Here is a 25,750-nt window from a genome sequence, read left to right on the forward strand (position 1 = left end):
TCAGGTGTTCTTCTGGGATTATCGCCATGCGGTGCGGACGGGTCATCCCCCCGCAGAGAACGTTTTCATCACGTTTCGCCGCTTATCAATCCTCCTTCGCGCCCTGGACCGCCCCGCGCCGGGCCCGGCTTAACGGCGACGATCGCATGGCTGCTGACCCCGGACAATGCCCGGTCCGCCAAACTCACCGGGCCGATTACTACGGCCGGCCACAAGGATTTTCGTCACTCTGATTAACTGGAGTAACATCAAGAACATCATTTGCCGCCACGCGCCCGTCCGTCACCGCGTCGTCACCGGCAGGCCGGAGCGCGCGGGCCACCATGCATCAATCCCTGCGATGCGTGGCATCTCCAATCGGAATACCTGCGGAATTCCTTAAGCGCCGGCTTTATGCAATGCAGAAAAAAAGACGCGTGCCCCGCGGATCGCGGGGCACGCGTCGTGCCTGAAGGGAAACTAAGCCAGGCCCGCCTGCGTGCGGAGCTGGTCGGCCTTGTCGGTCCGCTCCCAGGTGAAGCCGTCGCCGGTACGGCCGAAGTGGCCGTAGGCGGCGGTCGGCTGGTAGACCGGACGGCGCAGGTCGAGGTCGCGCAGGATGGCGCCTGGCCGCAGGTCGAAGTTGTCCTGGACCAGCTCGACGATGGTCTTGCGGTAGATCTTCTCGGTGCCGAACGTCTCGATGAGCAGCGACAGCGGCCTGGCAACGCCGATCGCGTAGGCGACCTGAACCTCGGCGCGGTCGGCGAGGCCTGCCGCGACGATGTTCTTCGCCACGTACCGGGCGGCGTAGGCGGCCGAGCGGTCCACCTTCGACGGGTCCTTGCCGGAGAACGCGCCGCCGCCGTGCCGCGCGAAGCCGCCGTAGGTGTCGACGATGATCTTCCGGCCGGTCAGCCCGGTGTCACCGACCGGGCCGCCGATGACGAACCGCCCGGTGGGGTTGACGTAGAACTCGTCGCGGAGACGGGCCGGATCGTACAGATCGCCCGGCAGCACCTGGGTGACGACCTCCTCCCACAGCGCCTCGGGCAGCTTCGACTCCACGCCGTCCTGGTGCTGCGTGGAGATGAGCACCTTCTCGATCTCCACCGGCTTGCCCGCGTCGTCGTAGCGCACCGTCACCTGGGTCTTGCCGTCCGGGCGGAGGTAGGGCAGCAGCCCGGAGTGGCGGACCTCGGACAGCTTCTTGGACAGCTTGTGCGCCAGGATGATCGGGGTCGGCATGTACTCGGGCGACTCGTTGGTCGCGTAGCCAAACATCATGCCCTGGTCGCCTGCGCCGATCCGGTCGAGCGGGTCCTCGGAACCGCCGACCCGGCCCTCGTGCGCGGTGTCCACGCCCTGGGCGATGTCCGGTGACTGCCGGTCCATGGCGACGATCACGCCGACCGCGTTGCCGTCGAAGTAGTACTCGCCGTTGTTGTAGCCGATCTCGTTGACGACCTTGCGGGCGACGGCCGCGTAGTCGATCGTCGAGGCGGTGGTGATCTCGCCGGCCACCACGATCAGCCCGGTGGTCAGCATGGTCTCGCAGGCGACCCGGGACAGCGGGTCACCGGCGAGGGCGGCGTCGACCACCGCGTCGGAGATCTGGTCGGCGATCTTGTCCGGGTGCCCCTCCGTCACCGACTCGGAAGTGAAGAGGAATCCGCTATCCATGGCTGTCTCCTGAGATCTGGGAGTCGCTGTCTCCCGGGACGGGAGAAAGGCTATTCGGTTGTGGGCCTAGCTCTGACCGGACAATCGCCGCGCCAGATACCATAGCGCGCAGCTTCCGCCGCGCCACATCCGGTGCGAGGTGACGCAGCCCGCAGTCGGGATTGATCATCAGCCGTTCGGCGTCGATGTACTCAAGCGCCCGTCCGATTCTGGCGGCGACAAGCTCCGGGCTTTCCACGGCGGGCGACTTGACGTCGATCACGCCGAGGCCGAGCGCCTTCGGCCAGCCGTACTCCCTGATCAGCCGGAGGTCTTCCAGGCCCTTGCGGGCGAATTCGAGTACGAGCTGGTCGACGCGGGCCTCGAGCACCGCGGGGAACAGGAAGTCGTAGTGGCCCTCCCAGGACGGGCGGGCGTAGCGGTTGCCGTAGCAGACGTGCAGCGCCCAGGTGGCGGGCACGCCGTCGGTGACGATGTTGACCGCCTCGACGGCGAGCGCCGCCTGGTCCGGATAGCCGGCCAGGAACGGCTCGTCGATCTGGAGGAAGAGGGCCCCGGCGTCGGTCAGCGCGCGCGCCTCGGTATTGAGCCGCCTGGCCAGGGCCCGGACCAGATCGTCCGGGCTGGCATAGGCGCCGCCGTCAAGGCGCCGCGACAGCGAGAACGGGCCGGTGAAGGAGAATTTCACCGGCCGGTCGGTCAGCGCGCGGGTGAACTCGTAGTCCGCGGCCAGGCCTAGTGCCGATTTGTCGCCCTCCGGCAGCGGCGCGCTGACCTCGGCCTCGTAGTAGTCGTAGTAGTCCGACTTGGCCCGCTGCGCGATGTGCACGCCGGGGATCCTGGCCAGGAAGTAGTCGATGTCGTTGTCCCTGCGCAGCTCGCCGTCGGACACGATGTTGATGCCCGCCTGCTCCTGGTCCTTGATCGCGGCCTTGATGACCACCTCGTGGATCTCTGCCAGGTGGGCCGCGCTGATCCGCCGCTGGTAGAACTCGGTCTTGAGCCGCTCAAGCCATTCCGGCACCGAGTAGGAGCCGACCACCGTGGTCGGCAGCAGCGGAAGCGGGCGGTCCTCGTTCTCGATCAGCGTCATCGGCTCAGTCCCTGACCTGGACCGTGAGCGTCTTGACGTTGGACGCGGACCGCTGCTTGAACGTCGAGAACCGCACGTCGAAGCCGCGGCGGCTGGCGATCAGCTGCAGCAGCGGGCCGTTCACCCAGTTGACGACGGAGCCGTCGTACTTGCCGGGGCCGAAGAAGCCGTCGCGGTAGTCGCCCGGCCGCGTGGTGAACAGGTCGTGGCAGACCATCCGGCCGAACGGGTGCAGCAGCGGCAGCGTGTCGGCGAACGACGACAGCGCGCCGTTCGACACGTGCATCCGCACGTTGCCCTCCGCGGCGAGCAGCGGGCGGAGGATCTCGCCGGTCACCGCCGGGGTGATCAGGTAGGTGTCGAGTCCCTGCAGCGGCACGTAGCGCTCCGCCTGGCGCAGCGCCTGCCAGACCGCACGCCAGAACTGCACCGCCTGGCCCGTGTCGGTGAACTTCTCCGGCAGCGACTCGGCGAGCAGCTCGGGGCCGATCCGCAGCAGCCGCTCGGTGAGCTGGGCGATCTCGGCACGGCCGAGCCCGAAGCCCGCGGCGATCTCATCCGCGGCCGCGCCCGGCAGGTAGGACCTGGTCTGCACCAGGTAGGTCCGGCCGCGGATGACCGCGACCTCGTCGCTTGGCAGGTTGTCGTAGACATTGGAGATGTAGACCAGGAACGCCTTGCCGGCCAGGAACCCGACGGAGCCCGACAGCTTGGTCGCCTCGAGGACCAGGCCGGAGACGTGGTTGCCGTGGTGCGCCACCTCGGCGCGGGCCCGGTCGAGCACGTGCGCGGAGTAATCGCCCATCAGGTAGTGGAGCCGCCGGTAGTAGTCGCGGCCGTGCCGGTGGTCGAGCTCGGCGAACTCATCGAGCCAGGTGCGGGCCTGCCCGCCGTTGCCCACGCCGAGCTCGATGACATACAGCTCCTCGGGCAGGGCGCGCCGCGAGGCCAGTTCGTCCCAGCAGGAGAACAGGTCGAGGATGACCTCGCGGGCGGCGGCGGCGTTGCGTGCGTCGGACTCACCGCCGGGCAGCGACTGCTCGTACTCCTTGCCGGTCGCCTTCTCCCAGGCGGCCAGCGCCTGCCAGTACAGCGCGTTGAACCGCCAGACGCAGCTGGCCGAGCCGGGCACCCAGGGCTCGAGCCACACCCGGTCGCCCGCACCGCCGCCCAGTCCGCCGACCCCGGCGCCGGTGCCGTCGGTGACGTGCACCGCGTCGGACAGCGCCGCGGTCACCTCGGCGGCGACGTCCGTCTCCGGGCGGGCGCAGCGCCGCAGGTCCATGGCGAGTTCGTAGCCCTCAACCGAGGCCTGGGCGGCGCCAGTGCTGGCAAGGAGAGCGGCGTCGGTGGCGAGCACCGGCCTGACCATCGCGATCTCGCGGAAGTTCGACCGGTACTGGATCCAGTCGCAGACCGCGCGCACCGCCGTCAGGTCGACCTCGTACCGGCACAGCGCTTCGACCATCGGCTCGATGGCCGCCTGCGCGCCCGCGGACTCGCGCAGCCGCCGGACCGCCCTGATGTCAATCTCCACAGGTGCAGCGCATTCCACGGGAATTCCCCGCATGAAAAGAGACGAATTTTATGACTCGCGAGCCAGTAATTTCCGCGCCAGTGCTTTGCACACCGAATTCGGCACCGAATTTGGTGGCCGCGCACAACTGCGGCGGGTTGTCCTGGCTATCTTGCACGTTCCTCATGCTGCCTCAGCGAATGCGCGCGGACATCCGCCCGCTGCACAAGCTTCGCCGCGAGGGCGTTGTGTCAGCCGCACAAATGACAACAGGCCCGACGATCGTCGGGCCTGTCGCAATACCTCCTGGTCAGAGACCGTATTAACGGAAACGGCTGACTACCTGCTCGCCGAGCAGTTCGATGTGCGCCACGTCGGACGGCCCGTACACATGGAGGTAGACGGTGTCCGCGCCCTGGGTCGCCAGGTCCTCGATCACCCGGATCAGGTCGTCCGCGTAGCCGGTGACCCCGGCCTGCAGCAGCCGGGCGCCCGGCTCGCCGAGCGACTCCTTGCGCCGCTCCAGGTCGGCCGCGTCTCGTCCGATGCAGGTGGGCACGGTGGCGGACAGCCGGATGCCGGCCGGGTCGCGACCGACCACCTCCTCGCAGACCCGCCTGAAGTTGGCGTACCGCTCCCGCAGGTCAAGGCCGAGCGCTCCGTTGAACTCGTCGGCGTACTTGGCGGCCAGGGTGGGGGTGCGCTTGGCGCCCGCGCCGCCGATGATGATCTTCGGCCGGGACGCGAAGCGCGGGATCGAGGCGCAGTCGCGCACCTGGTAGTGCTTGCCCTCGAAGCTGAACCGCTCCCCTGGCTTGGTGTCCCAGATGCCGGTCAGGATCGCCAACTGCTCCTCGAGCCGGTCGAACCGCTCGCCGAGCGGCGGGAACGGGATGCCGAAGTAGTTGTGCTCCCGCTCGTACCAGGCGGCGCCGATGCCGAGTTCGGCGCGCCCGCCGCTCATCTGGTCCACCGTGGCGACCTCGACGGCGAGCTGCCCCGGCAGCCGGAACGTGCTGGCGTTGACCAGCGTGCCGAGGCGGACCCGCTGCGTTTGCACGGCCAAGCCCGCCAGGGTCGTCCAGGAGTCGGTCGGCTGGTAGGTGGTGTCGTCGGCGTCAATGCCCAGGTAGTGGTCGGAGCGGAAGAAGGCGTCGAAGCCGCCCTCCTCCGCCGCCGTCGCCAGGGCCAGGATCTGCGCGTAGCTGGCGCCGTGGTGCGGTTCGAGCAGAATCCGCAGCCGCATCGGCCGTTCCTTTCGGATAGAGGTGAAGCGGTGCGGGTGCGGTGTAACCCGCACCCGTTCCGTACGATCGTTCGAGGTGGGACGGTGACGGGCGCCTAGCGCTGTGCCTTGGCCGTCGTCGGCGTCGTGTCCTGCGGCACCATCGCCTGGCCGGCGGGCGCGGACTGGGCCAGCGGGAAGTGGCAGGCCACCAGGTGCCCGGGGCCGAGCTCGCGCGGCTGCGGCACCTCCGACGCGCACACCTCCTGCGCCCGCGGGCAGCGGGTACGGAACCGGCACCCGGACGGCGGCGAGATCGGCGACGGCGGCTCGCCGGTGAGCGTCGCGGTGGCCCGCGCCGCCCCCGGCTCGGTCGACGGGATCGAGTCGAGCAGCGCCTTGGTGTAGGGGTGCAGCGGCTGCTTGTACACCGACTCGCCCGGGCCGACCTCGCAGAACTTGCCGAGGTACATGACGCCCACCCGGTCGCTCACCTGCTTCACGAGCGCCAGGTCGTGCGCGATGAACAGGTAGGACAGGCCGAGCTCGCGGCGGAGCCGCTCGAACAGGTTGAGCACCTGCGCCTGGATGAGCACGTCGAGCGAGGAGACCGCCTCGTCGCAGATGAGGAGCGACGGCTCGAGCGCGACGGCGCGCGCGATGGCGACACGCTGCGCCTGTCCGCCCGACAGTTCGCGCGGGTGCCGCTTGGCGTACCTGGCCGGGTCGAGGCCCACCAGGTCGAGCAGTTCATCGGCGCGCTTGCGTCTCGCGTTCCTGTCGCCCGCCCGGTGCGCGGCGAGCGGCTCCTCGACGATGGAGCGCACCTGCCACTTGGGGTCGAGCGAACCGAACGGGTCCTGCCAGACGAACTGCAGGTGCCGCCGCGCGGAGATCAGCGCGCTGCCGCTCAGCCTGGTCAGCTCCATGTCGCGGAAGCGGACCGAGCCGGACTTCGGCCGCGGCGCCTGCAGCACCGCGCGGGCGAGCGTCGACTTGCCCGACCCGGTCTCGCCCACGATGCCGAGCGTCTCGCCCGGCATGATGTCGAACGACACGCCGGAGACGGCCTGCACGACGCCGCCCTTGGTGCCGCCGGCCTGGCGCACGACGAACTCCTGGACTAGGTCCCGTACCGACAGCAGTGGCTTCTTTTCCGCACTGTCAGTACTCCCCCCAGGGGGACGACCCCCTGGAACCCCCGCACTATCGCTGGGTGCCTGCGTCACGCCGCACCTCCGTTCTCACATGGATGCCAGCAGGCCCACCGGTGGCTCTGAGCGTGCTCGATCAGCCCCGGCGCGGTGGTCCGGCAGTCGTCGGCGGCGCTCGGACAGCGCGGCGCGAACGAGCAGCCGGGCGGGAGCATGGTCGGGTCCGGCGGACGGCCGCTGACCACGGGCAGCTCGGTGTGCGCGGGCCGCTCCAGGTGCGGGATCGCGTCGAGCAGCGCCCTGGTGTACCGCATCTTGACGGTCCCGCCGGCGCCGAACAGCCGCTTGGCCGGCGCCTGCTCCACGATCTTGCCCGCGTACATGACGATGACCTCGTCGGCGTAGGACGCGGCGAGGCCCAGGTCGTGGCTGATGAAGATCAGCGCCATGTCCAGTTCCTGCTGCAGTTCGAGCAGCAGTTCCATGATCTGCGCCTGCGTGGTCACGTCGAGCGCCGTGGTGGCCTCGTCCGCAATCAGCAGCTTCGGCCGGCAGGCGAGGGCCATCGCGATGACCACGCGCTGGCGCATGCCGCCCGACAGCTGGTGCGGGTACTCGTAAAAGCGCCGGTCGGCGGCCGGGATGCGGACCAGGCGGAGCAGTTCGACCGCCTGGACGTGCGCCTCGGACCTGCTGACCTTGCGGTGCGTCCTGATCGCCTCGGTGATCTGCGCGCCGACCCGCATCGTCGGGTTGAGCGACCTGGCCGGGTCCTGGAACACCATCGCCATGTCGCTGCCGCGGTGCTTGCGCAGCGCCGCATCCGACAGGCCGATCAGCTCGGTGCCGCGCAGCCGGGCGGAGCCGCTGATCGCGGCGCCGGCGGGCAGCAGGCCCATGATGGCGCGGCAGCCGACGGTCTTGCCCGAGCCGGACTCGCCGATGATGGCCAGCGTGCTGCCCGCGTCGACCTTGTAGCTCACGCCGTCGACGGCGCGGACCTCTCGCCCGCCGGCCGCGAACGCGACTCGCAGGTCCTCGACCTCCAGGAGGGAGCCGTTCGTTCGCAGACTGCTCACTGGACTCCCCACCGCTCGCGCAGCGCGTCGCCGAGCATGTTCAGCGCGACCACGGTGATCAGCAGCACGATGCTCGGGATCACCACGTATTCCGGCTGAGCCGTCAGCACCTGCTGACCGTTCGCGATCATGGAGCCCCAGCTGGCCCCGGGCGCCGGGATTCCGTAGCCGAGGAAGTCGAGCGCGCCCTCAAGGATGATCACGATGCCGATGCCGAGCAGGCTGAACGTCACGATGCCCGGCATGATGTTGGGCAGCACGTGCCGCGCGATGATCTTCCAGCCGCGCGTACCCGCCAGCCGGGCGGCGACCATGTAGGGCAGCCCCCGCACCACCAGCGTCGCGCCGCGCGAGACGCGGCCGAACGCCGGGATGCTGAACACCGCGAGCGCCCAGATGACGTGCAGCTCGCTCGGCCCGAGTCCCTCGGCGATCACCAGCGCGAGCACCAGGGCGGGAAATGCGATGAGGATGTCGAGCACCCGGGAGATCACCGCGTCCGTCCAGCCGCCGACGTAGCCGGCCGTGACGCCGAGCGCCATGCCGATCACCATGCCGATGAGCGTGGTCGCGGCGCTGACCTCGAACGCCACCCGGCCGCCGTACACGAGCTGGGAGAAGATGTCGACGCCGACCGCGTCGGTGCCGAGCCAGTGGCCGGGCGAGAACGGCGGCTCCTGCGCCTCGATGATGTTGCCGTTGGTGGCCGAGGGCAGGTGGTAGACGATCGGCCACAGGAAGCACAGGGCGAGCATTACGATCAGGATCCCGGCGGGCACCCACAGCCGCAGCGCGCGGCCGATCCGCTGCGCCCGCAGCTGCCGCGCGCTGACAAGCGAGGGCAGTGGCGGCGGCGCCGCGGTCGAGAGCATTGCGTCAGGAATTGGAATTGCCATACCGGATCCTTGGGTCGAGTACCGCGTACGCCAGGTCGGCGAGGAGGTTGCCGAGTACCGTGACGAGCGCGAAGATCAGCACGATTCCCTCGACAAGCGGCACGTCATGGTTGCCGATGCCGGTCAGCAGGTCGTTGCCGATGCCCGGCACCGAGAAGATCGTCTCGATGATGGCCGTCGCGCCCACCAGGCCGCCCAGGTTCAGGCCGACGACGGTGATGAGGGTGAACATGGAGTTGCGCAGCGCGTGCTTGACGAGAACGTTCCAGGGCGTGATGCCCTTGGCCTTCGCCGTCACGATGTAGTCCTCGCGCTGCATCTGCTCCACGAGGTCGGCACGCAGCAGCCGGGTGTAGATGGCGAACAGCGGGAAGCCGATCGCGGCGGCGGGCAGCGTCAGCGCCTTGAAGAACGACGCGGGGGTGGTGCCGACGGAACCCGAGATGACGGGGAACCAGTTGAGCTTGACCGCGAAGACGATGATGAGCAAGAACGCGAACGCGTACGGGGCGATCGACAGCCCGAGCATGCTCACCGCGAGGCTGAACCGGTCGGCGATGCCGTTGGGCTTGCGCGCCGCGAGCACGGCCACCACGATCGACAGCGCGAGCGAGACCACCAGCGCGTAGATCAGCAGTTCCAGGGTGGCCGGCAGGTGGATGGCCAGTTCGTGGTTCACGCTCACGCCGCCGATGGACGTGCCGAGGCTCCCGTGCAGCACGGAGATCAGCCAATGCCAGTACCGCTCGAGGAACGGCTGGTCAAGGCCGAGGGTGTGGTTGAGCGCGGCGACCTGTCCTGGGGTTGCCTGCAGTCCGAGGATCGCCTGCGCGGTGTTGTTGGGGAGCGTGCTCATGACGGCGAACGTCAGGAACGTGACACCGATGAGCACCGGGATGGCGGCCAGCAAACGCCGGCCCGCCAGCCGCAAGGCCGGCGAGCCGGCGACCCGGCGCGCGGATTCCCGCGCGCCGGTGCCGTCCTGGAGCTGGATTTGCTGTGCCAGCGCCATGAATAATCGAGCCCTTCTTTCTTCAGGTCTTTCTTTCAGGTCTTCCGGTCAGGAGGACGGGTTGTAGTACACGTCCTCCCACGGGATCGTCGGCACGACCGCGACCGACGACAGCGGCGTGGAGATCCCAGGCCCGCTGACGCCGTGCACCGCGACGTTCGACGGGGCCAGGGTGAAGAAGAACGGTCCGTAGTAGTTCTTGGCGATGTAGGCCGCGGCCTGGTTGTAGAAGCCGCAGCGGGTGTTCAGGGACGTGCTGCCCTGCGCCTGGTTAAGCAGCTTGTCGAGCGCCGGGTCGTGCACGCCGCTGAACGGCGACAGCGAGCTGAACCGGAAGCCGACGCCGATGCCGCCTGCCGGGTCGTAAGCGCCGGCCGTCTGCACCATCGACTGCCAGCTCTTGCCCTTGTTCGCCTCGAACGCCGCGATCAGGCCCTGCAGGTTCCAGGACTGGATGTGGACCTTCAGCCCGAGCGACTCCCATTCGGTGCGCAGCGCGTCCATGGACTCCTGCGCGGTCTGCAGGGCGATCGTGCCGAGCTCGATCGTCACCTTGTCAAGGCCGGTCTGGGCGATGAGCTGCTTGGCCAGCGTCGGGTCGTACTGCTGGTACCCGGGCACCTTCTGCTCGTAGCAGATGCCGCCCGGTCCGGTGAAGCTCTCGGCGATCGGGTACCGGCCGCCGAAGACGTGCTGGAGGATCGGCGCGAAGTTGGTCGCCGCGTAGATCGCCTGACGTGCCTTGGGGTTGTTGAACGGCGGCACCGCGGTGTTGAGCTGTAGGTCGTACGGGGACGTGCCCAGGTTGTTCTCGACCTGAAGGTGCTGCTCGGACTGCGTGATCAGGGCCGAGGTGGACATGTTCTCGTAGACCTGGCCCTGGTTGGCGAGCAGTGCCTCGTAGGCAGCCTCGTCGCTGCCCACCGTCTTGAACGTGATCTCGTCCAGGTAGGGACGACCGGTCTGCCAGTAGTCCGGGTTCTTCTTGACCACCAGCTCGTTGTTGGGAACGTTGCTCACGACCATGAACGGCCCGGCACCGACCGGCTTCTGGCCGAACGTCGTACCCTCGCTCGTCAGCGCGGTCGGCGACGCGATCCAGTTGGGGATCGAGTCGAAGAGCTGGTCGACGAACGCGCCGTTCGGCGCGATCTGGTGTACGACGATCGTGTAAGGACCGGTCACCTGGATGGCGCCGGGCGCGGGCGGCGTGGGCGTCCCCGGCGCGCTGCCCGCGGGCGGCGGCAGCTTGGCGATCAGCCAGTTGGGGTTGAGACCGTTAGAGATGCCGACCGTGCCGAGGTCACGCTCCCAGTTGACGTACACCGCCTGCGCGTTGAACGGCGTGCCGTCGGTGAACTTCACGCCCTGACGCAGCGTGATGGTGACGTCCTTGGCGTCCGGGCTGAACTTGTAGCTGGTGGCCAGGTCGGGGACGATCGCACCGCCGGTGCCGAGCTCGAAGAGCTGGCCGTAGATCGCGGTCATGAAGTCCTGGGTGGCGGCGCCTTCCTTGTTCTGCGCCGGGTCGAGAGTGGTCCACGAACCGGAGTAACCGGAGCTTTCCAGGACCGTGATCGACCCGCCGGACTTGACCGGGGCGTTGGTGTTGAGCGGGCTGCCCGTGGAGGAGCCCTGCGCGGAGCTGCTCGGGCTGGAACTACCCGACGGGGACGAGGAACTGCTGCACGCGGCAGCAGTCAGCACAAGTGCAGCCGCGCCACCGAGGCAGGCGGTCCGCACTGACATCAGCCGAAATCTCACCGGCATTCACCTACTCGTGATTAATCGTACGCTGGTGTGTGACAAATATGGAGTCGAGCGTCCTGAGATTTGTCTTGGATACTCTCACCCGCTCGGTGCGCCTGCAAGAAGCAATATTCGAGGCCAGGCGGTTTGCTAACTCACTTGTATCCGCCCCCCGCAGACCGCTGTCCGGCCTTGTGCCTCGCCACAAAAGCCCGCTGACAAGCTGTTTCGCGTTCGCGAACCAAATTCCCGCCACAGGCGGGAAAGATCATGGGCATGAGCACTGGTGCCGGGGACAGCCCGGGTCGCCCTGCCCCTGCCGAACCCCGCCCGGCTAGCGAGCACGGCCTGGCGCGGTCGCTGTTCGCCGACCCGCGCTTCGGGCCGCTGCCCGCGCTGCTCGTCACGCTGACTGTGGTGACCGGAGTGGTGGACGCCGTGTCCATCCTGGCGCTCGGCCGGGTGTTCGTCGCGAACATGACGGGCAACGTGGTCTTCGCCGCGTTCGCTCTCGTCGGCGCGCCCGGGTTCTCGCTGTCCGCGTCGCTGTTCGCGCTCGCGGGCTTCCTCGTCGGCGCGTACGCGGGCGGGCTGATGATCGCGCGGTCGGCCGACCGCGGCGCGCTGCTGCGCACGGGCACCGCCGCCGAGGTGCTGCTCGCCGCCGTGGCGCTGCTCATCGCGGCGCTGTCCGGCGATCCTGGTGCCAGCCACGGCACCCTCCAGCTCGGTGCGGCCGGCGCCTTCGGCGCCGCCGTCACCGATGTCCTGGCCTGCCTGCTCGCCGGCGCCCTCGGCATCCAGAACGCGGTGGCACGCAAGCTGGCCGTCCCCGACATGACCACCACCGTGCTGACGATGACCCTCACCGGCCTCGGCGCCGACCTGCGGGCCGGCACGGGACCCGGCTCTGCCGGGCCGGCCCGCACCGCCGCGCGGGCCGCGCTCGCCCGACGGCTGCTCGTGGTCGCCGCCATGGTTGCGGGCGGCGCGGCCGGTGCCACCCTCGCCCTGCGGATGAGCCCGCTGTCCGCCATTGCCCTCGCGACGGCGCTGCTCGCCGTCGCGGCCCTCGGCGCCACGACGGCAAGCCGGGGCGGGTCTTCAGGCACGGCCTCGTGGCGCGCGTTTCCCGCGGGCAAGGGCTGACCTCCTCTCCTCAGGGAGAGCCTTAAGGACATGTCTAAAAGTGCCTTACATGCATCGGTGACCTAGGCTGGCCCGTACTTTTTCGACATGTCCTCGCCCCAGACCTCGGCGGCGACCGCGGTGATCAGCTCGAGCTTCGCCTTCTGCTCGTCGGCGGTGAGCGCGTTGCCCTGCTCGGTCGACGCGAAGCCGCACTGCCCGGACAGGCACAACTGGTCCAGGTCCACGTACTTGGCGGCCTCGTCGATCCGGCGCTTGAGGTCGTCCTTCGACTCCAGTTCTGGGCGTTTGGTGGTCACCAGGCCGAGGACCACCTGCTTGCCTGGCGGCACGAAGCGCAGCGGCTCGAAGCCGCCGGACCGCTCGTCGTCGTACTCAAGGAAGAACCCGTCCACGTCCAGCCCGTTGAACAGCGCTTCGGCGACGAACTCGTAGCCGCCCGCGGCCACCCAGGACGACTGGAAGTTGCCGCGGCACAGGTGGGTGGTGATCGCCATGTCCGCCGGGCGGCCCGCCACCGCCGCGTTGGTGAGCGCGATGTACCGCTCGTGCATGTGCTCGGCGTCCTCGCCGCGCTCGGCGATGTAGGCGCGCTGCGCCGGGTCGTTCACGTATGCCAGGGACGTGTCGTCGAGCTGGAGGTAGCGGCAGCCCTGCGCGGCGAGGCGCCGCACCTCCTCGTGGTAGGCCGCACCCAGGTCGGCCCAGAACTCCTCCACGTCCGGGTACACGTCCTCGTCCACCACGGCCCTGATGCCGGAGCGGTAGTGCACCATCGACGGGGCGGGAATCGTCAGCTTTGGCAGCAAGCCGCCCGCGACGGACTGCAGGAACGCGAAGTCCTCGCCGAAGATCGTCTTGTCCATGCTCAGCCGGCGCGTCACCTTGATCGCGTCCGGCGTGTACGTGATGTCGCCGTTCTCATTGTGGAAGGTGGACAGCAGCGTGCCCGGCACCTTGGAGATGCCGCCGATCTGGTACACGAAGTCCATGTGCCAGGTGGTGCGACGGAACTCGCCGTCGGTCACCGACCGGAGCCCCGCCTCTCGCTGCAGCGCGACCACCTCGCGGACCGCGTCGTCCTCGACCGCGCGCAGCTGCTCGGCGGAGATCTCGCCCGCCGCCCGCTGCCTGCGAGCCTCGTGCAGCCTGGCAGGTCGCAGGAAGCTCCCGACATGATCGGCACGGAACGGCGGCGATGTCCTCGGCGACACGGCGACCCCCTCGGCTCGGTACGAAACGGACCCTTCGGGCAGCCTGTCACGATCGTTGACTCTTGTCACGGGGAGTAGACCGTCCGGTGCCTGCAACGGGTGAGGCGACAACCGGGACGCCGTGTCCGTCTCACGTCACCACAAATCCGGCCAGGATCACACCGCCTTGTCTTGCGCGTTGATACTCAGTACCATATGAGAGGTACTGAGTTCCAATCTGTGGGAGGGCGCGATGATGTACGAACTGCCGGAGGAGCTCCGGCTGCTGCGCCAGACGGTCCGCGAGGTGGCGGAGGCGAAGATCGCGCCGTTCGCCGCCGAGGTCGACGCGGCCGCGCGGTTCCCCGCCGAGGCGCTCGACGCGCTGACCGGGGCCGGGCTGCACGCGGCGCACATCCCGGACAGCTACGGCGGCGAGGGTGCCGACGCGCTCGCGACGGTGATCATCATCGAGGAGGTCGCGCGCGCCTGCGCTTCCTCGTCGCTGATCCCCGCCGTGAACAAGCTGGGCACGGTGCCGCTGCTGCTGTCCGGCTCGGCGGAGCTGAAGCAGAAGTACCTGCCGCCGGTGGCCCGCGGCGAGGCGCTGTTCTCCTACGCGCTTTCCGAGGCCAACGCGGGATCCGATGCCGCGGGGATGCAGACCCGGGCCGTGCGCGACGGAGACTGGTGGGTGCTCAACGGCACCAAGATGTGGATCAGCAACGCCGGAGTCTCGCAGTACTACACGGTGATGGCCGTCACCGAGCGCGACCGCGGCGCACGCGGCATCTCCGCTTTCGTCGTTGAGAAGACCGATCCCGGTGTGAGCTTCGGCGAGCCAGAGAAGAAGCTGGGCATCAAGGGCTCGCCCACCAGGACCGTCATACTCGAAGACACCATGATCCCGGCCGACCGCATCATCGGCGCCGAGGGAACCGGCTTCAAGACCGCCCTGGCCACCCTCGATCACACCCGTGTCACCATCGCCGCCCAGGCGCTGGGGATCGCGCAGGGGGCGCTCGATTACGCCACCGGCTACGTGAAGGAGCGCAGGCAGTTCGGCAAGCCGATCGCCGACTTCCAGGGCGTGCAGTTCATGCTCGCCGACATGGCCATGAAGCTGGAAGGCGCCCGCCAGCTGACCTACCACGCCGCCGCGCTGTCCGAGCGTGCCATGGCGGGCGACAAGGTCACCGACCTCACGTTCGCGTCCTCAGCGGCCAAGTGCCTGGCATCCGACACGGCCATGGCCGTCACCACTGACGCGGTCCAGCTCCTCGGCGGCTATGGATACACCCGCGACTTTCCCGTCGAGCGGATGATGCGCGACGCGAAGATCACCCAGATCTACGAGGGCACCAACCAGATCCAGCGTGTGGTGATGGCGCGGCAGCTGCTGAAGGGGTGATATTAGGGCGCTGACCTGCGGATTCTTGGTGCCCGTCCAGGCCGTGCGTGCAGGCTTAAGTTTCCCGGTGGCTGACGCGTGAGCGCGTAAAGCACCGCCGCGAGGGTGGTGCCGGTGGATATCTCGCCTTGGCTGACCAGCGCGGGGATGTCGGCGAGTGGCACCCAGCTGACGTGGTCGGACTCGAAGTAGTCTTCGGGCGGCCCGATCCGCTCGGCGCCGTCGGCGAGGTAAATGTGGTGGACGGAGTCGGAGATGCCGGGCGTGGGCTCGACCCGCAGGAGCGGACTGAGTGGGCCAGGGCGCCAGCCGGTCTCTTCCTCGGTTTCGCGCGCAGCGGCATGGCTGGGATCCTCGCCGGGGTTGATCTTGCCGACTGGTATCTCCCAGCCCCAGGTATCGGTGATGAACCGGTGCCGCCATAGCAGCAGGACGCGCTCGTCTTTGAGAGTGACGCAGCCGGCGCCGGGAGGGGTGCGGATCAGCCGGTGTTCCAGGTGGCGTCCGTCGGGCAGCTCGACGTCCGCGAGCCGGATGTCGAGCCACTCGTCTTCGTACAGCGGCTTCTCACTGTGCACGGTCCAGCGCATGCCCGCCAGTATCGCAGCCCGGCTATCCGGCGCGCAGGTGCGCGCCGGTCATGTCAGTGACCCGCTCGGCCAGTTCGGCGGACGCGCGGCCGTCGGACACGCTGGTAATCGCGTCGCGGACGGCGACGATGCGCTCGTGGATACGACGGGATTCCATGCCTGTCGCGTGGTCGAGCATCCGCATCGCGGTGCCTGCCGCGTTCTCGGCGTCGCGTTGCCCGGCCAGGACGGTGGCGAGCGTGGCAAGCCGGTGGACGCGTCCCCGGGCGTGGCTGTGGGCGGAGGCGTCGACGGACTGCTGGGCGGCGGCAGCCTGGTTCATTACGATCTCCACCCCGGCAACCTCAAGGTGACCGGCCGCGGAGACGTGCTCGCCGTCGACTGGGCCTTCGCCTGCGCGGGTGCCTCGTGGATCGACGCGGCCCTGCTCGTTCCTCGTCTCATAGAGGCCGGACACAGCCCAGCAAGCGCCGAGCAACTGGTGGCCCAGATGCCAGCCTGGGGTACCGCGCCTCCTAGCGCTGTAACAGCTCTCGGAGCGCTGTGGACAATGTTCCGCGAGTACAAGGCCATCCACGGGCCGATGGACGGACGCGTCTTTCGTGCCCAAGCCGCCGAGGCCGGACGCTCATGGATCACCCACCGGATGGATCAAACCGAGCCGCGACCAGCCAAACCGAGGCCGGACAGCCCGCGGCCTGACAGGGGACCCGACACCGCCCGGGTCCCCTGGGACACGAGGTGAGGAGCACCGTGGAACACCGCATCGCGTGGGACGAGCTACGCCCGGCTGCCCAACAAGCCATCTACCTGCGGGAACTGCCCAGTGGTCCACGATCACCCAGATCTACGAGGGGACGAACCAGATCCAGCGCGTGGTGATGGCGCGGCAGCTGCTCAAGGCCCGGTAATCGGGTAACTGACCACGCTCGCGACGGGTGGCCGCCGCCTGCCTGAAGATCGGCCGATCTACGGAGTGTCAGGGCGGTCGAGGACTCGTTGGACGACGTCGCGAGTGATCTCGAAGTGCCGTTCGGCGATGCCCCCGGCCCCATCGACGTCGCCGGCGATGATTGCCTCCACCAGTTCCGTATGCTCGTTGAGCGCCTGGTCGTAGTGGGTTGCGCTATAGGGTTCGATGCCGATGCCGAGAGTGATGGTCGCGAGGATGCTCTCGCGCATGGCGAGCACATGCGTGTTCTGCGTGGCGGACGCGACCGCGCGGTGGATCGACTGGTCTGCGGCGTGGGCTTCTTTCGACGACCGAGCGCGGCGGCAGGCGAGCAGGCCGTTCTCGAGCTGGCGCACGTCATCGGGGGTTCGACGCTCGGCGGCGGCGCGGGCGATCATGCCCTCGACGAGTCGCCGCAGATCGAAAAGCTCCCCGAGCTGCGGTCGCTGAACCGAGAGCGTTCGCGCGACGGCGCCGGCCGACTCTGGTGTCCAGTCGCTGCGGACCACTGCCCCGCCGCTGCGCCCGAGACGGATCTCGACGACGCCCGCGTCGCGCAGCTGGTGCAGCGCGTCATGAACGGTTGATCTCGCGACGCCGAGCATCTGGGCGAGCGTGCGCTCAGCGGGAAGTCGCTCACCCGGGAGGAACTCGCCGATGGCGATGGCAGCAAGGAGCCGATCGGTGACCTCACTGGGGGCGCTGGCGCGCTGGACCGGCTCGCTGAGGGGCGCGGGGTGAACGAGGCGGCGCACGCCGTCGGCCGCACCCGCACCAGAGCCCGTGGGGTAAGGCACGCCTCACTCTCCGTTCACTAGCGGGGGGCGATGGTGTCTGGTGTGTTAAGCGTCATGAAGACCTTATTAAATGGCTTGTCCACCAGGACATTTAACCTCCAGTCTTACTTCACCCGCGCAACTATCGCGGGTTTTTTGAGTAACTAGGAGGAACCGTGGCGATCCCCGAACCCACGGTCACCGGCTATGCCCCCTTCGGGCCCTGGCAGACCTGGTACCGCATCACCGGTGACCTCGGGTCGGGCGCGCCGCCGCTGGTCGTGCTGCACGGCGGCCCCGGCGCGGCGCATAACTACACGCTGCGCATGGCCCGGCTCGCGGAGCAGGGGCGAGCGGTCATTCACTACGATCAGCTCGGGATCGGCAACTCGACTCACCTGCCGGAGAAGGGCGCGGGCTTCTGGACCGTGCAAGTCTTCCTCGACGAGCTCGACAACCTGCTCGCGGCCCTCGACATCGCCGACGGCTACCACCTACTCGGGCAGTCCTGGGGCGGCATGCTCGGCGCCGAGCATGCCGTGCTCCAGCCGCCGGGCATGAGGTCGCTCGTGCTCTGCGACTCGCCGGCCTCAATGGAACTGTGGGCCTGCGAGACGAGCAAGCTCGTCGCCGAGTTGCCGCAGGAGGTCCAGGAAGCACTCCGGCGACATGAAGCAGCCGGTACTTACGACGATCCGGAGTACGAGGCGGCGACGAAGGTCTTCAATGGCCGCCACCTGTGCCGCGTCGTGCCGAACCCGCAGGAGGTCATCGACACCGACAACGCGATCCGGGCCGACCCGACCGTGTACCACACGATGAACGGGCCGAATGAGTTCCACATCACCGGCACGCTGCGCGACTGGTCCGTGGCGGACCGGGCTCATCGCATCACGGCGCCCACCCTGCTGATCAACGGCGCCTACGACGAGGCGACGGCCGCAACGATGCAGCCCTTTTACGACGCGATCCCTGATGTGCGCTGGGAGGTCTTTGCCGAGTCCAGCCACATGCCTCACGTCGAAGAGGAAGAGCGCTTCCTCGATGTCGTCGGGATGTTCCTCCGCGAGCACGACTGACCGCCCGCCCCTCTCATTCCCGGAGTGTCCATGAAGCATCACAGAACCGCCGCAGCGCTCGCCAGCGTTGCCGTCCTGTCCGCGATCGCGGCCTGCAGCAGCGGAGGAGGCGCAAGCAGCAGCCCTTCCGCCTCGGCGAGCGGCTCGGCGAGCTCGTCTGCCCCGGCGGCCGCAGGCTACAACGCCGCCCACGCTGGCGGCACGCTGCACCTAGTCGCCAACGCCGCCGGGGGCACGCTCGACCCGCAGATCAACTACACCCTGCAGTACTGGCAGCTCTACCAGGCCACGTACGACGGCCTGCTCGCGTTCCAGAAGGTGAGTGGCCAGGCCAGCTTTCAGGTCGTGCCCGACCTGGCGGCCGCCATGCCGACGGTGACAGACGGCGGCAAGACCTATACCTTCAAGCTCCGCTCTGGCATCAAGTTCTCCAACGGCCAGCCGGTGACCACCAAGGACGTCGTCGCGTCGTTTGAGCGCATCTTCAAGGTCTCCAGCCCGACCGCCGGCACCTTCTACAACGGCATCGTGGGCGCCGACGCCTGCCTCAAGACCCCGGCGACGTGCGACCTGCCGAAGGGAGTCGTGGCCGACCCGGCGACCAGCACGGTCGTGATCCACCTGACGGCGCCGGACCCGGAGTTCGAGTACAAGCTCTCGGTGCCGCACGCGACGATCCTGCCCGCCTCGACCCCCGGCAAGGACCAGGGCTCGACGCCGATCCCCGGCACGGGCGCGTACTACTTCGCGTCCTATGACCCCAACCGTCAGCTCGTGCTGAAGCGCAACCCGTACTTCAAGCAGTGGTCCGCCGCGGCCGAGCCGCAGGGCTACCCCGACGAGATCATCCAGACCTTCGGCCTCACCGTCGAGGATGAGGTGACCGCGGTCGAGAATGGGCAGGCCGACTGGATCTTCGACCCGCTGCCCGCCGACCGGCTAGGCGAGATCGGCACGAAGTACGCCAGCCAAGCGCACGTCAACACGCTGACGGCGATGTTCTACGCCCCGATGAACGCCAACATCGCGCCGTTCAACAACGTCAAGGCCCGCGAGGCGGTCAACTGGGCGATCGACCGTTCCGCCATGGTCAAGATCTACGGCGGGAGCAATCTCGCCTCACCCGCCTGCACCTTCTTGCCGCCAGGCTTCCCCGGGCACGTTGACTTCTGCGACTACACGGCCAGCGGTGGCGCGACCTGGACCGCACCCGATCTCGCCAAGGCGAAGCAACTGGTCAAGGAGTCTGGCACGGCCGGCCAGACCGTCGGCGTCGTCGTCCAGTCCGACGATGTCAACAAGCAACTCGGTGAGTACCTGCAGAGCGTGCTGAACCAGATCGGCTACAAGGCCGTCCTCAAGCCGATCTCACCGAACATCCAGTTCACCTACATCCAGAACACCAACAACAAGGTGCAGATCTCGATCTCATCGTGGTACCAGGACTACCCCGCCGCCTCGGACTTCCTGCATGTGCTGCTGTCGTGCGCCTCGTTCCACCCGGGCAGCGATTCGAGCATCAACATCGCCGGCTTCTGCGACAAGGGCATCGACGCCCAGATGGATGCCGCTCTCAAGACGGAGCGGACCAGCCTGACGCAGGCCAACACGATGTGGGGTCAGATCGATAAGGCCGTGATGGAGCAGGCCCCGGTCGCCCCGCTCTTCACCCCCAAGCTGATTGACTTCACGTCAAGCAGGGTCGGCAACTACGAGTTCAGCAAGCAGTTCTACATGCTGGTCGACCAGCTCTGGGTCAAGTGACCGAGACGACAGTCGCTACGCCGTCCGCCATGGTCCCCACGGGGGGACCATGGCGGACAGCGCTGGCAGATCTGGCACGAGACCGCACGGCGATCGCCTCATCCGCGATCTTCCTGCTCATCGTCCTGTTGTGCCTGCTGGCGCCCGTCTACGCGCACTACATCGCACACACCAACCCGTTCATGTCGAACGTGTCAGGCACGACGCTAGTGGATGGCAAGACAGTGCCCGTCCTCGCGCCGACGACCACGGGGCTGGGCCTTGGCGTCACTCCGATCGGCCCGACCTGGGACGTCCGCCATTACTTTCTCGGCGCGGACAACCAGGGCAGGGACGTGATGGCGCGCCTGCTCTACGGCGGCCGCAACAGCCTCCTGATCGGAATCAGCTCAGCGCTCATTTGCTGTGTCATCGCCGCGCTTCTCGGCGTAATCTCTGGCTACTTCGGCGGCGTGGTCGACGCCGTGCTGAACTGGTTCTTCGACGTGATCTGGGCCTTTCCTGTCTACCTGCTCGCCATCTCACTCTCGGTGGTTTTGCTGACCAATGGGCTGCGACTCGGGCCGGTCACCGTCGGAGCGGGCAGCATCTGGCTCCCGGTGCTGATCATCGCGGCGGTCTACGTGCCCTACGTCGCCCGGCCGGTGCGCGCCCAGGTACTTGCCCTGAGAGGCAGGGAATTCATCCACGCCTCAATCGGCGTCGGCGGCTCCGATGCCCGGATCCTGCGGCGGGACGTGCTGCCTAACGTCGCGCCCATGGTGCTGGTCTTCCTGCCCCTGATGACCGCGATCAACATGCTCACCGAATCGGCGCTGTCGTTTCTCTCGGTCGGCGTGCAGCCGCCGAACGCCAGCTGGGGCACGATCATCAACGACGGTCTCGGGCTGCTCTACACGCGGCCCATCGTTGCGATCGCCCCCGGGCTCATGATCGTCATCACCGCCGTGGTGCTGAACCTGCTCGGTGACAGCGTCCGCAGCGCGCTCGATCCGAAGGCACGGCTGCGGGGGGCCGCATGACCCGCTTCGTTCTGCGCCGCCTCGCCTCCACGGTCTTGGTGCTCTTCACCATAAGCGTCGTGACGTTCCTCATCTTTTTCGCGACCCCTGGCGTCGACCCGGCAGCCAGGATCGCCGGGCGCAACGCCGATCCAGCGACCCTGGCCCAGGTGCGCCACACGTTCGGCCTGGACCGGCCGCTGCCGATCAGGTACCTGCTGATGATGGATCACCTCCTCGTCAGGCATGACCTCACGTCGTACGTGAACCGCGGAACCGAGGTCATCCCGCAGATCTTGCAGGCCGCGCCGGTCACGCTCTCCCTCGTGATCGGCGCCGCCGTGATTTGGATGCTGCTTGGCGTCCTGTTCGGCACGATATCCGCGGCCACCCACGGGTCGGTCGCTGACCCGGTGATGATGGTTGTCGGCGTGGTTGGCGTGTCGGTGCCTACCTACTGGCTCGGCGAGGTCGTCAACCTGGTCACGCAGGACAAGTGGCACTCCGGGGCATTCTCCTGGGTGCCGCCTCTCGGCTACGTCAGCCTGACCGCCAACCCGGCCGAGTGGGCCCTGCACCTGCTTTTCCCCTGGCTGACGCTGGCGGTCCTCTACGCGGGCATCTACGCCCGCGTTCTGCGCGGCGAGATACTTGAGGCGCTCAACGAGGACTACGTACGCACGGCACGGGCCAAGGGCCTGTCGGAGCGGCGCGTCCTGGTTGCTCACGCGCTGCGCTGCTCCCTCATCCCGATCGTGGCGCTGTTCGGGCTCGACTTCGGCGCGCTCGTCGGGGGGGCGGCGCTGCTCAACGAGGTGGTCTTCGGGCTGCCAGGAGTCGGCCTGCTCACCTACAACTCCCTGCAGGACCTCGACCTCCCGGTGATCATGGCCTGCGTGCTTTACGCGGCGTTCTTCGTCGTGCTCGCCAATGCGCTGGTCGACATCGTCTACGCCGCCATCGACCCCAGGGTGCGCCGTGCCTGAACCAATTCTCGACGTCCGCGACCTGACCGTGCGCTTCCGCACCCGGCGGGGCATCGTCACCGCGGTCGATGGCCTGTCTTTCACCGTTGCCCAGGGGGAGGTGCTGGGCATCGTGGGCGAGTCCGGTTCTGGCAAGAGCGTCTCGATGATGACGCTCATGCGGCTCATCAGGGATCCCAACGCATCCGTGACCGGTCACGCCTACTTCCGCGGGCGTGACCTTGAGGTGCGTGACTTGCTGGCGCTGCCCGAGAGCGAGATGCGCGGGCTGTGCGGTCGCGAGATCGCCATGATCTTCCAGGACCCCATGACGTCGCTCACCCCGGTCTACACAGTCGGTTGGCAGATCGCCGAGCAAGTCCGGGCGCACGAGAGGGTGACGAAGAAGGCCGCGCTTGACCGGGCGGCCGGGATGCTCGGTGAGGTGGGAATCCCTGATCCGGCGCGCCGTATCCACCAGTATCCCCACGAGTTCTCCGGCGGCATGCGGCAGCGGGTGATGATCGCCATGGCCCTTACCTGTAATCCGGCGCTGCTGATCGCTGACGAGCCCACGACAGCGCTCGACGTCACCACGCAGGCGCAGATCCTCGACCTAATACGGCGGCTGCAGGCGGCCCACGGCTCGTCTGTCATCTTGATCACCCACGACATGGGCGTTGTCTCCGAGATCGCCGACCGGGTGCTGGTGATGTACGCCGGCCGGGTGGCTGAGCAGGGGCCGAAGAGCGCTGTCTTCCACCGGCCGCAGCACCCCTACACGTGGGGGCTGCTCTCCTCGGTGCCGAACACCCGCGGCGGGCGGGTCCGCCGACTCCCGGTGATTCCCGGAGCACCGCCATCGCCACTTGAGATCGCCGAGAGCTGCGCCTTCGGCCCGCGTTGTCGCCTGCGCCACGATGCCTGCGCGGTGCGACCTGCGCTTGGCGGCACCGGAGACCACGTCGACGCCTGCTGGCTGCCCCGGGATGACCGTCAGCAGCTCCGGCTTCAGATAGCGCAGGCGGCGGTCCGCCGTGATCAGCCGGATGATCTCGAGGGGGCGACGCAGTGAGTGACGCAGGGCGTGAGGTCGTGCTCGCCACGGATAACCTCACCAAGACGTTCAACGTGCACCGGCGCGGACGGGGGCGTAGCGGCGTGCTGCGCGCCGTCGACGGCGTCTCGCTGGAAGTGCGCGCGGGCGAGACTCTGGGCATTGTCGGCGAGTCAGGCTGCGGCAAGTCCACCCTCGGCCGGTGCCTGGTGCGGCTCACGGACATCACGTCCGGCACGGTGACGTTCGGTGGCCGCGACATCAGCAAGCTGTCCCGCCGGCAGCTGCGCCCCGTCCGCAAGGAGCTTCAGCTAGTCTTCCAGGATCCCTACGCCTCGCTCAACCCGCGCCGGCGTGTCGGTGACATCATCGGTGAGCCACTGGAGATTCACGGCTACGGAGACCGGCGCTCCCGGGAGCGGCGGGTCCGTGAACTGCTGCACGTGGTCGGGCTCGACGCCAGTCATGCCGACCGGTTCCCCCACGAGTTCTCGGGCGGGCAGCGCCAGCGCGTGGGCATCGCCCGCGCACTCGCCATGGAGCCGAAGGTGATCGTCGCCGACGAGCCCGTGTCGGCGCTCGATGTCTCGATCCAGGCGCAGGTGCTCAACCTCTTCGCTGACCTGCAGGACGAGCTCGACCTCACCTATGTCTTCATCGCCCATGACCTCGGGGTGGTGCGGCACGTGTCGGCGCGCATCGCCGTGATGTACCTCGGGCAGATCGTCGAGCTGGCCGACGCCGAGAGCCTCTACCAGCAGCCAGCCCATCCGTACACCCAGGCCTTGCTCTCGGCGGAACCGGAGATCGCGGACGAGACGACGATCCCCCGCGAGCGCATCCTGCTGACCGGGGACGTGCCTGACCCGATGGACGGCCCGTCGGGCTGCGCGTTCCGGACGCGCTGCCCCTATGCCAGGGAGCGTTGCGCCACCGAGCGGCCGATCGCGCGGGAAGTGGCGCCTGGCCGGGTCGCGGCCTGTCACTTCCCCCTGCTCGGCTAGGCCCCGAACGGAACCGCCGGTGGCTGGCACGTGAGCGCGTAGAGCAACGCGGCGAGGGTGGTACTGGTGGAGATCTCGCCGCGGGCGGCGGCGTGGGCGGGGTCTTCGCCGGGGTCGATCTTGCCGACGGGGATCTCCCAGCCCCAGGTGCCGGTGATGAACCGGTGCCGCCATAGCAGCAGGACACGCCCGTCCTTGACCGTGACGCGGCCGGCGCCGGGCGGAGTACGGATCAGTCGGTGTTCTAGGTGGCGGCCGTCGGGCAGTTCGACATCGGCGAGCCGGATGTCGATCCACTCGTCTTCGCACTGCGGCCTCTCACTGTGCACGGTCCAGCGCATGCCCGCCAGTATCGCAGTCCGGCTACGGCGTCGACGGGCTGCTGGGCGTAGGCGCGGGCGGCGTAGGGTCTGCACTCAGCGATTACGGAGAGGGCGCTCGTACTGGCCGCCGCCGTCGAAGCCTTCCATCGAGACAGTTGAGGCTTTCCACGGGAGCAAGGCTACGAAGAATGTGACGCCGACCGCCTGGTCTTCCGCGACGGGCAGCAGGTCACAGGACTCCCCTCCCGGCGAGCCAAGGCGAAGGCTCCGCACGCGGGACTCGGTACAGACCATCACGCTGAGGGGCTCGTCACCGTTCTGACTCAGGCAGAACTTGAACGGGATCCCGGCACTAAGCGCAGGGCCCTGCATCCCTCCGCCGTCAGCGTGGCCATCCTGGTGGACGGTTTTCAGTCCCACGTAGTAGTCATCGGACGTTCCACCTGCCATGAGGGACCAGCGCTCGCCGCTGGGGATCTCTCCCTCAGCGATGACAGGCACGTCCGGAGGCCGCATCTCTTGCTCCTCTTCTCAGGGGGTAGCGACAATATCGCAGGTCGCCTGACGGCATGGCCGCAAGCCTAGGCGTGATGCGGAGCGCTTCCTGATGGTTAGCTGTGGCGGAACTCCACCGCGAACCGTTTCAACTACCCAGCGGACACCAAGACGCAGAACGGGTGCCCAGCGGGATCGGCAAGCACGTACAACGGCTCGCCCTCGTCGTCTGAGCGGTCGTAGAGCAAGACCGCCCCCAGCTCCTCTGCTCGTCGGCGCTGCTCCTCCAGCTCTACGACGCTAGACACGCGGAAGTCATGGTGCATCTGCTTGGGTACCTCGTCGGTCGGCCATGTTGGCCGGGCGAGCGATGCGACCTGGTTGAACGCAAGGACTCGCTGGCCGGATTCGTCGACCAGCACGAGCCAGTCAGCGTCGTCAACGCTCCCATCGTCAGGTGGCTCATCGCCGGGCCGATAGCGCAGTCCGAGGAATGCGCGGTAGAACTCGGCAAGTTCCCGACCATCCGTGGCATCCAGCGCCGTGTGCATCAAGATAGGGAACCTCGGCATGTTCGTACCTCCCCGTCCGTGCGGAACCAGTCC

At 68.1% G+C, this 25,750-nt stretch carries 25 protein-coding genes; 9 read left to right on the forward strand and 16 right to left on the reverse strand.

Annotated features, from left to right (window positions below; genetic code table 11):
- Nucleotides 1-459 precede the first annotated feature (459 nt).
- The 9 genes from metK to EAS64_RS11825 form a co-directional block, all read right to left on the reverse strand.
- Nucleotides 460-1,662, reverse strand: coding sequence for a methionine adenosyltransferase (gene metK / locus EAS64_RS11785; protein ID WP_145852960.1), 1,203 nt, complete (start codon nucleotides 1,660-1,662; stop codon nucleotides 460-462).
- On the reverse strand, nucleotides 1,655-2,755 hold the full coding sequence (locus tag EAS64_RS11790; RefSeq protein ID WP_145852961.1) for a methionine synthase: 1,101 nt from the start codon (nucleotides 2,753-2,755) through the stop codon (nucleotides 1,655-1,657). Before EAS64_RS11790 ends, metK begins: the two co-directional genes overlap by 8 nt.
- A gap of 4 nt (nucleotides 2,756-2,759) precedes the next feature.
- A complete protein-coding gene (locus tag EAS64_RS11795; RefSeq protein ID WP_145852962.1) occupies nucleotides 2,760-4,292 on the reverse strand; it encodes a hypothetical protein in 1,533 nt (510 codons plus the stop codon).
- A 301-nt stretch (nucleotides 4,293-4,593) separates the two neighbouring features.
- Entirely contained in the window at nucleotides 4,594-5,517 is a 924-nt protein-coding gene (locus EAS64_RS11800; protein WP_145852963.1) for a TIGR03560 family F420-dependent LLM class oxidoreductase, read from the reverse strand.
- A gap of 95 nt (nucleotides 5,518-5,612) precedes the next feature.
- The gene (locus tag EAS64_RS11805; RefSeq protein WP_246115633.1) at nucleotides 5,613-6,605 is read right to left on the reverse strand and encodes an ABC transporter ATP-binding protein; all 993 of its coding nucleotides are present in this window, start codon (nucleotides 6,603-6,605) and stop codon (nucleotides 5,613-5,615) included.
- 116 nt (nucleotides 6,606-6,721) lie between these two features.
- A complete protein-coding gene (locus EAS64_RS11810) occupies nucleotides 6,722-7,729 on the reverse strand; it encodes an ABC transporter ATP-binding protein (protein ID WP_222849228.1) in 1,008 nt (335 codons plus the stop codon).
- Complete coding sequence (locus EAS64_RS11815) at nucleotides 7,726-8,625, reverse strand: ABC transporter permease (RefSeq protein ID WP_145852966.1); 900 nt, start codon at nucleotides 8,623-8,625, stop codon at nucleotides 7,726-7,728. The genes EAS64_RS11810 and EAS64_RS11815 overlap by 4 nt, the downstream gene beginning before the upstream one ends.
- Nucleotides 8,606-9,637, reverse strand: coding sequence for an ABC transporter permease (locus EAS64_RS11820; RefSeq protein WP_145852967.1), 1,032 nt, complete (start codon nucleotides 9,635-9,637; stop codon nucleotides 8,606-8,608). Before EAS64_RS11820 ends, EAS64_RS11815 begins: the two co-directional genes overlap by 20 nt.
- A 48-nt stretch (nucleotides 9,638-9,685) precedes the next feature.
- Complete coding sequence (locus tag EAS64_RS11825) at nucleotides 9,686-11,386, reverse strand: ABC transporter substrate-binding protein (RefSeq protein WP_187365850.1); 1,701 nt, start codon at nucleotides 11,384-11,386, stop codon at nucleotides 9,686-9,688.
- 276 nt (nucleotides 11,387-11,662) lie between these two features.
- Between EAS64_RS11825 and EAS64_RS11830 the strand changes: the two genes are divergently transcribed.
- Entirely contained in the window at nucleotides 11,663-12,535 is an 873-nt protein-coding gene (locus tag EAS64_RS11830; protein ID WP_145852969.1) for a YoaK family protein, read from the forward strand.
- Between the two features lie 62 nt (nucleotides 12,536-12,597).
- On the opposite strand, the gene EAS64_RS11835 is transcribed toward EAS64_RS11830, so the two are convergent.
- Nucleotides 12,598-13,749, reverse strand: coding sequence for a 5-methyltetrahydropteroyltriglutamate--homocysteine S-methyltransferase (locus EAS64_RS11835; RefSeq protein ID WP_145852970.1), 1,152 nt, complete (start codon nucleotides 13,747-13,749; stop codon nucleotides 12,598-12,600).
- A gap of 232 nt (nucleotides 13,750-13,981) precedes the next feature.
- Here EAS64_RS11835 and EAS64_RS11840 point away from each other — a divergent pair, with 232 nt between their 5' ends.
- Nucleotides 13,982-15,139, forward strand: a complete 1,158-nt coding sequence (locus tag EAS64_RS11840) for an acyl-CoA dehydrogenase family protein (RefSeq protein ID WP_145852971.1) — start codon at nucleotides 13,982-13,984, stop codon at nucleotides 15,137-15,139.
- Nucleotides 15,140-15,141: 2 nt separating this feature from the next.
- On the opposite strand, the gene EAS64_RS11845 is transcribed toward EAS64_RS11840, so the two are convergent.
- Together EAS64_RS11845 and EAS64_RS43490 are read right to left on the reverse strand one after the other, a co-directional pair.
- A complete protein-coding gene (locus EAS64_RS11845) occupies nucleotides 15,142-15,729 on the reverse strand; it encodes an NUDIX hydrolase (RefSeq protein WP_145852972.1) in 588 nt (195 codons plus the stop codon).
- A gap of 22 nt (nucleotides 15,730-15,751) precedes the next feature.
- Nucleotides 15,752-16,186, reverse strand: coding sequence for a hypothetical protein (locus EAS64_RS43490; protein ID WP_222849229.1), 435 nt, complete (start codon nucleotides 16,184-16,186; stop codon nucleotides 15,752-15,754).
- Between EAS64_RS43490 and EAS64_RS47415 the strand changes: the two genes are divergently transcribed.
- Nucleotides 16,097-16,474 (forward strand): hypothetical protein, encoded by a 378-nt coding sequence (locus EAS64_RS47415; protein ID WP_369333560.1) that lies wholly within the window; start codon nucleotides 16,097-16,099, stop codon nucleotides 16,472-16,474. The genes EAS64_RS43490 and EAS64_RS47415 overlap by 90 nt on opposite strands.
- A gap of 224 nt (nucleotides 16,475-16,698) precedes the next feature.
- On the opposite strand, the gene EAS64_RS11855 is transcribed toward EAS64_RS47415, so the two are convergent.
- Nucleotides 16,699-17,478 (reverse strand): FadR/GntR family transcriptional regulator, encoded by a 780-nt coding sequence (locus tag EAS64_RS11855; RefSeq protein WP_145852974.1) that lies wholly within the window; start codon nucleotides 17,476-17,478, stop codon nucleotides 16,699-16,701.
- A gap of 155 nt (nucleotides 17,479-17,633) precedes the next feature.
- Here EAS64_RS11855 and EAS64_RS11860 point away from each other — a divergent pair, with 155 nt between their 5' ends.
- Genes EAS64_RS11860 through EAS64_RS11885 form a run of 6 tightly spaced genes read left to right on the forward strand, consistent with a single transcriptional unit; the run spans nucleotide 17,634 to nucleotide 24,327 of the window.
- Nucleotides 17,634-18,536, forward strand: a complete 903-nt coding sequence (locus tag EAS64_RS11860; protein ID WP_145852975.1) for a proline iminopeptidase-family hydrolase — start codon at nucleotides 17,634-17,636, stop codon at nucleotides 18,534-18,536.
- 30 nt (nucleotides 18,537-18,566) lie between these two features.
- Complete coding sequence (locus tag EAS64_RS11865) at nucleotides 18,567-20,300, forward strand: ABC transporter substrate-binding protein (RefSeq protein ID WP_145852976.1); 1,734 nt, start codon at nucleotides 18,567-18,569, stop codon at nucleotides 20,298-20,300.
- Nucleotides 20,297-21,322, forward strand: a complete 1,026-nt coding sequence (locus EAS64_RS11870) for an ABC transporter permease (RefSeq protein WP_246115634.1) — start codon at nucleotides 20,297-20,299, stop codon at nucleotides 21,320-21,322. The genes EAS64_RS11865 and EAS64_RS11870 overlap by 4 nt, the downstream gene beginning before the upstream one ends.
- Nucleotides 21,319-22,287 carry an ABC transporter permease gene (locus EAS64_RS11875; RefSeq protein ID WP_145852977.1) on the forward strand — a complete coding sequence of 323 codons (969 nt, stop codon included), beginning with the start codon at nucleotides 21,319-21,321 and terminating at the stop codon, nucleotides 22,285-22,287. The genes EAS64_RS11870 and EAS64_RS11875 overlap by 4 nt, the downstream gene beginning before the upstream one ends.
- Complete coding sequence (locus EAS64_RS11880) at nucleotides 22,280-23,341, forward strand: ABC transporter ATP-binding protein (protein WP_187365853.1); 1,062 nt, start codon at nucleotides 22,280-22,282, stop codon at nucleotides 23,339-23,341. The genes EAS64_RS11875 and EAS64_RS11880 overlap by 8 nt, the downstream gene beginning before the upstream one ends.
- Entirely contained in the window at nucleotides 23,338-24,327 is a 990-nt protein-coding gene (locus tag EAS64_RS11885; RefSeq protein WP_145852979.1) for an ABC transporter ATP-binding protein, read from the forward strand. Before EAS64_RS11880 ends, EAS64_RS11885 begins: the two co-directional genes overlap by 4 nt.
- Here EAS64_RS11885 and EAS64_RS11890 read toward each other — a convergent pair.
- The 3 genes from EAS64_RS11890 to EAS64_RS11900 form a co-directional block, all read right to left on the reverse strand.
- Nucleotides 24,324-24,668 carry an NUDIX hydrolase gene (locus EAS64_RS11890; protein WP_145852980.1) on the reverse strand — a complete coding sequence of 115 codons (345 nt, stop codon included), beginning with the start codon at nucleotides 24,666-24,668 and terminating at the stop codon, nucleotides 24,324-24,326. The two genes, EAS64_RS11885 and EAS64_RS11890, sit on opposite strands and share 4 nt — an antisense overlap.
- A 75-nt stretch (nucleotides 24,669-24,743) precedes the next feature.
- The gene (locus EAS64_RS11895) at nucleotides 24,744-25,166 is read right to left on the reverse strand and encodes a hypothetical protein (RefSeq protein WP_145852981.1); all 423 of its coding nucleotides are present in this window, start codon (nucleotides 25,164-25,166) and stop codon (nucleotides 24,744-24,746) included.
- A gap of 131 nt (nucleotides 25,167-25,297) precedes the next feature.
- The gene (locus EAS64_RS11900; RefSeq protein WP_145852982.1) at nucleotides 25,298-25,717 is read right to left on the reverse strand and encodes a VOC family protein; all 420 of its coding nucleotides are present in this window, start codon (nucleotides 25,715-25,717) and stop codon (nucleotides 25,298-25,300) included.
- Between the last annotated feature and the right edge of the window lie 33 nt (nucleotides 25,718-25,750).

Origin of the sequence: Trebonia kvetii, from assembly GCF_007827045.1 — a bacterium.
GTDB classification, from domain to species: Bacteria; Actinomycetota; Actinomycetes; order Streptosporangiales; family Streptosporangiaceae; genus Trebonia; species Trebonia kvetii.

Coding starts and splice junctions, on each gene's coding strand:
- EAS64_RS11900 (WP_145852982.1), bottom strand. CDS start 25,717: ATGCCGAGGTTCCCTATCTTGATGCACACGGCGCTGGATGCCACGGAT.
- EAS64_RS11895 (WP_145852981.1), bottom strand. CDS start 25,166: ATGCGGCCTCCGGACGTGCCTGTCATCGCTGAGGGAGAGATCCCCAGC.
- EAS64_RS11820 (WP_145852967.1), bottom strand. CDS start 9,637: ATGGCGCTGGCACAGCAAATCCAGCTCCAGGACGGCACCGGCGCGCGG.
- EAS64_RS11790 (WP_145852961.1), bottom strand. CDS start 2,755: ATGACGCTGATCGAGAACGAGGACCGCCCGCTTCCGCTGCTGCCGACC.
- EAS64_RS11830 (WP_145852969.1), top strand. CDS start 11,663: ATGAGCACTGGTGCCGGGGACAGCCCGGGTCGCCCTGCCCCTGCCGAA.
- EAS64_RS11865 (WP_145852976.1), top strand. CDS start 18,567: ATGAAGCATCACAGAACCGCCGCAGCGCTCGCCAGCGTTGCCGTCCTG.
- EAS64_RS11825 (WP_187365850.1), bottom strand. CDS start 11,386: ATGTCAGTGCGGACCGCCTGCCTCGGTGGCGCGGCTGCACTTGTGCTG.
- EAS64_RS11845 (WP_145852972.1), bottom strand. CDS start 15,729: ATGCGCTGGACCGTGCACAGTGAGAAGCCGCTGTACGAAGACGAGTGG.
- EAS64_RS11890 (WP_145852980.1), bottom strand. CDS start 24,668: ATGCGCTGGACCGTGCACAGTGAGAGGCCGCAGTGCGAAGACGAGTGG.
- EAS64_RS11815 (WP_145852966.1), bottom strand. CDS start 8,625: ATGGCAATTCCAATTCCTGACGCAATGCTCTCGACCGCGGCGCCGCCG.
- EAS64_RS11840 (WP_145852971.1), top strand. CDS start 13,982: ATGATGTACGAACTGCCGGAGGAGCTCCGGCTGCTGCGCCAGACGGTC.
- metK (WP_145852960.1), bottom strand. CDS start 1,662: ATGGATAGCGGATTCCTCTTCACTTCCGAGTCGGTGACGGAGGGGCAC.
- EAS64_RS11875 (WP_145852977.1), top strand. CDS start 21,319: ATGACCCGCTTCGTTCTGCGCCGCCTCGCCTCCACGGTCTTGGTGCTC.
- EAS64_RS11800 (WP_145852963.1), bottom strand. CDS start 5,517: ATGCGGCTGCGGATTCTGCTCGAACCGCACCACGGCGCCAGCTACGCG.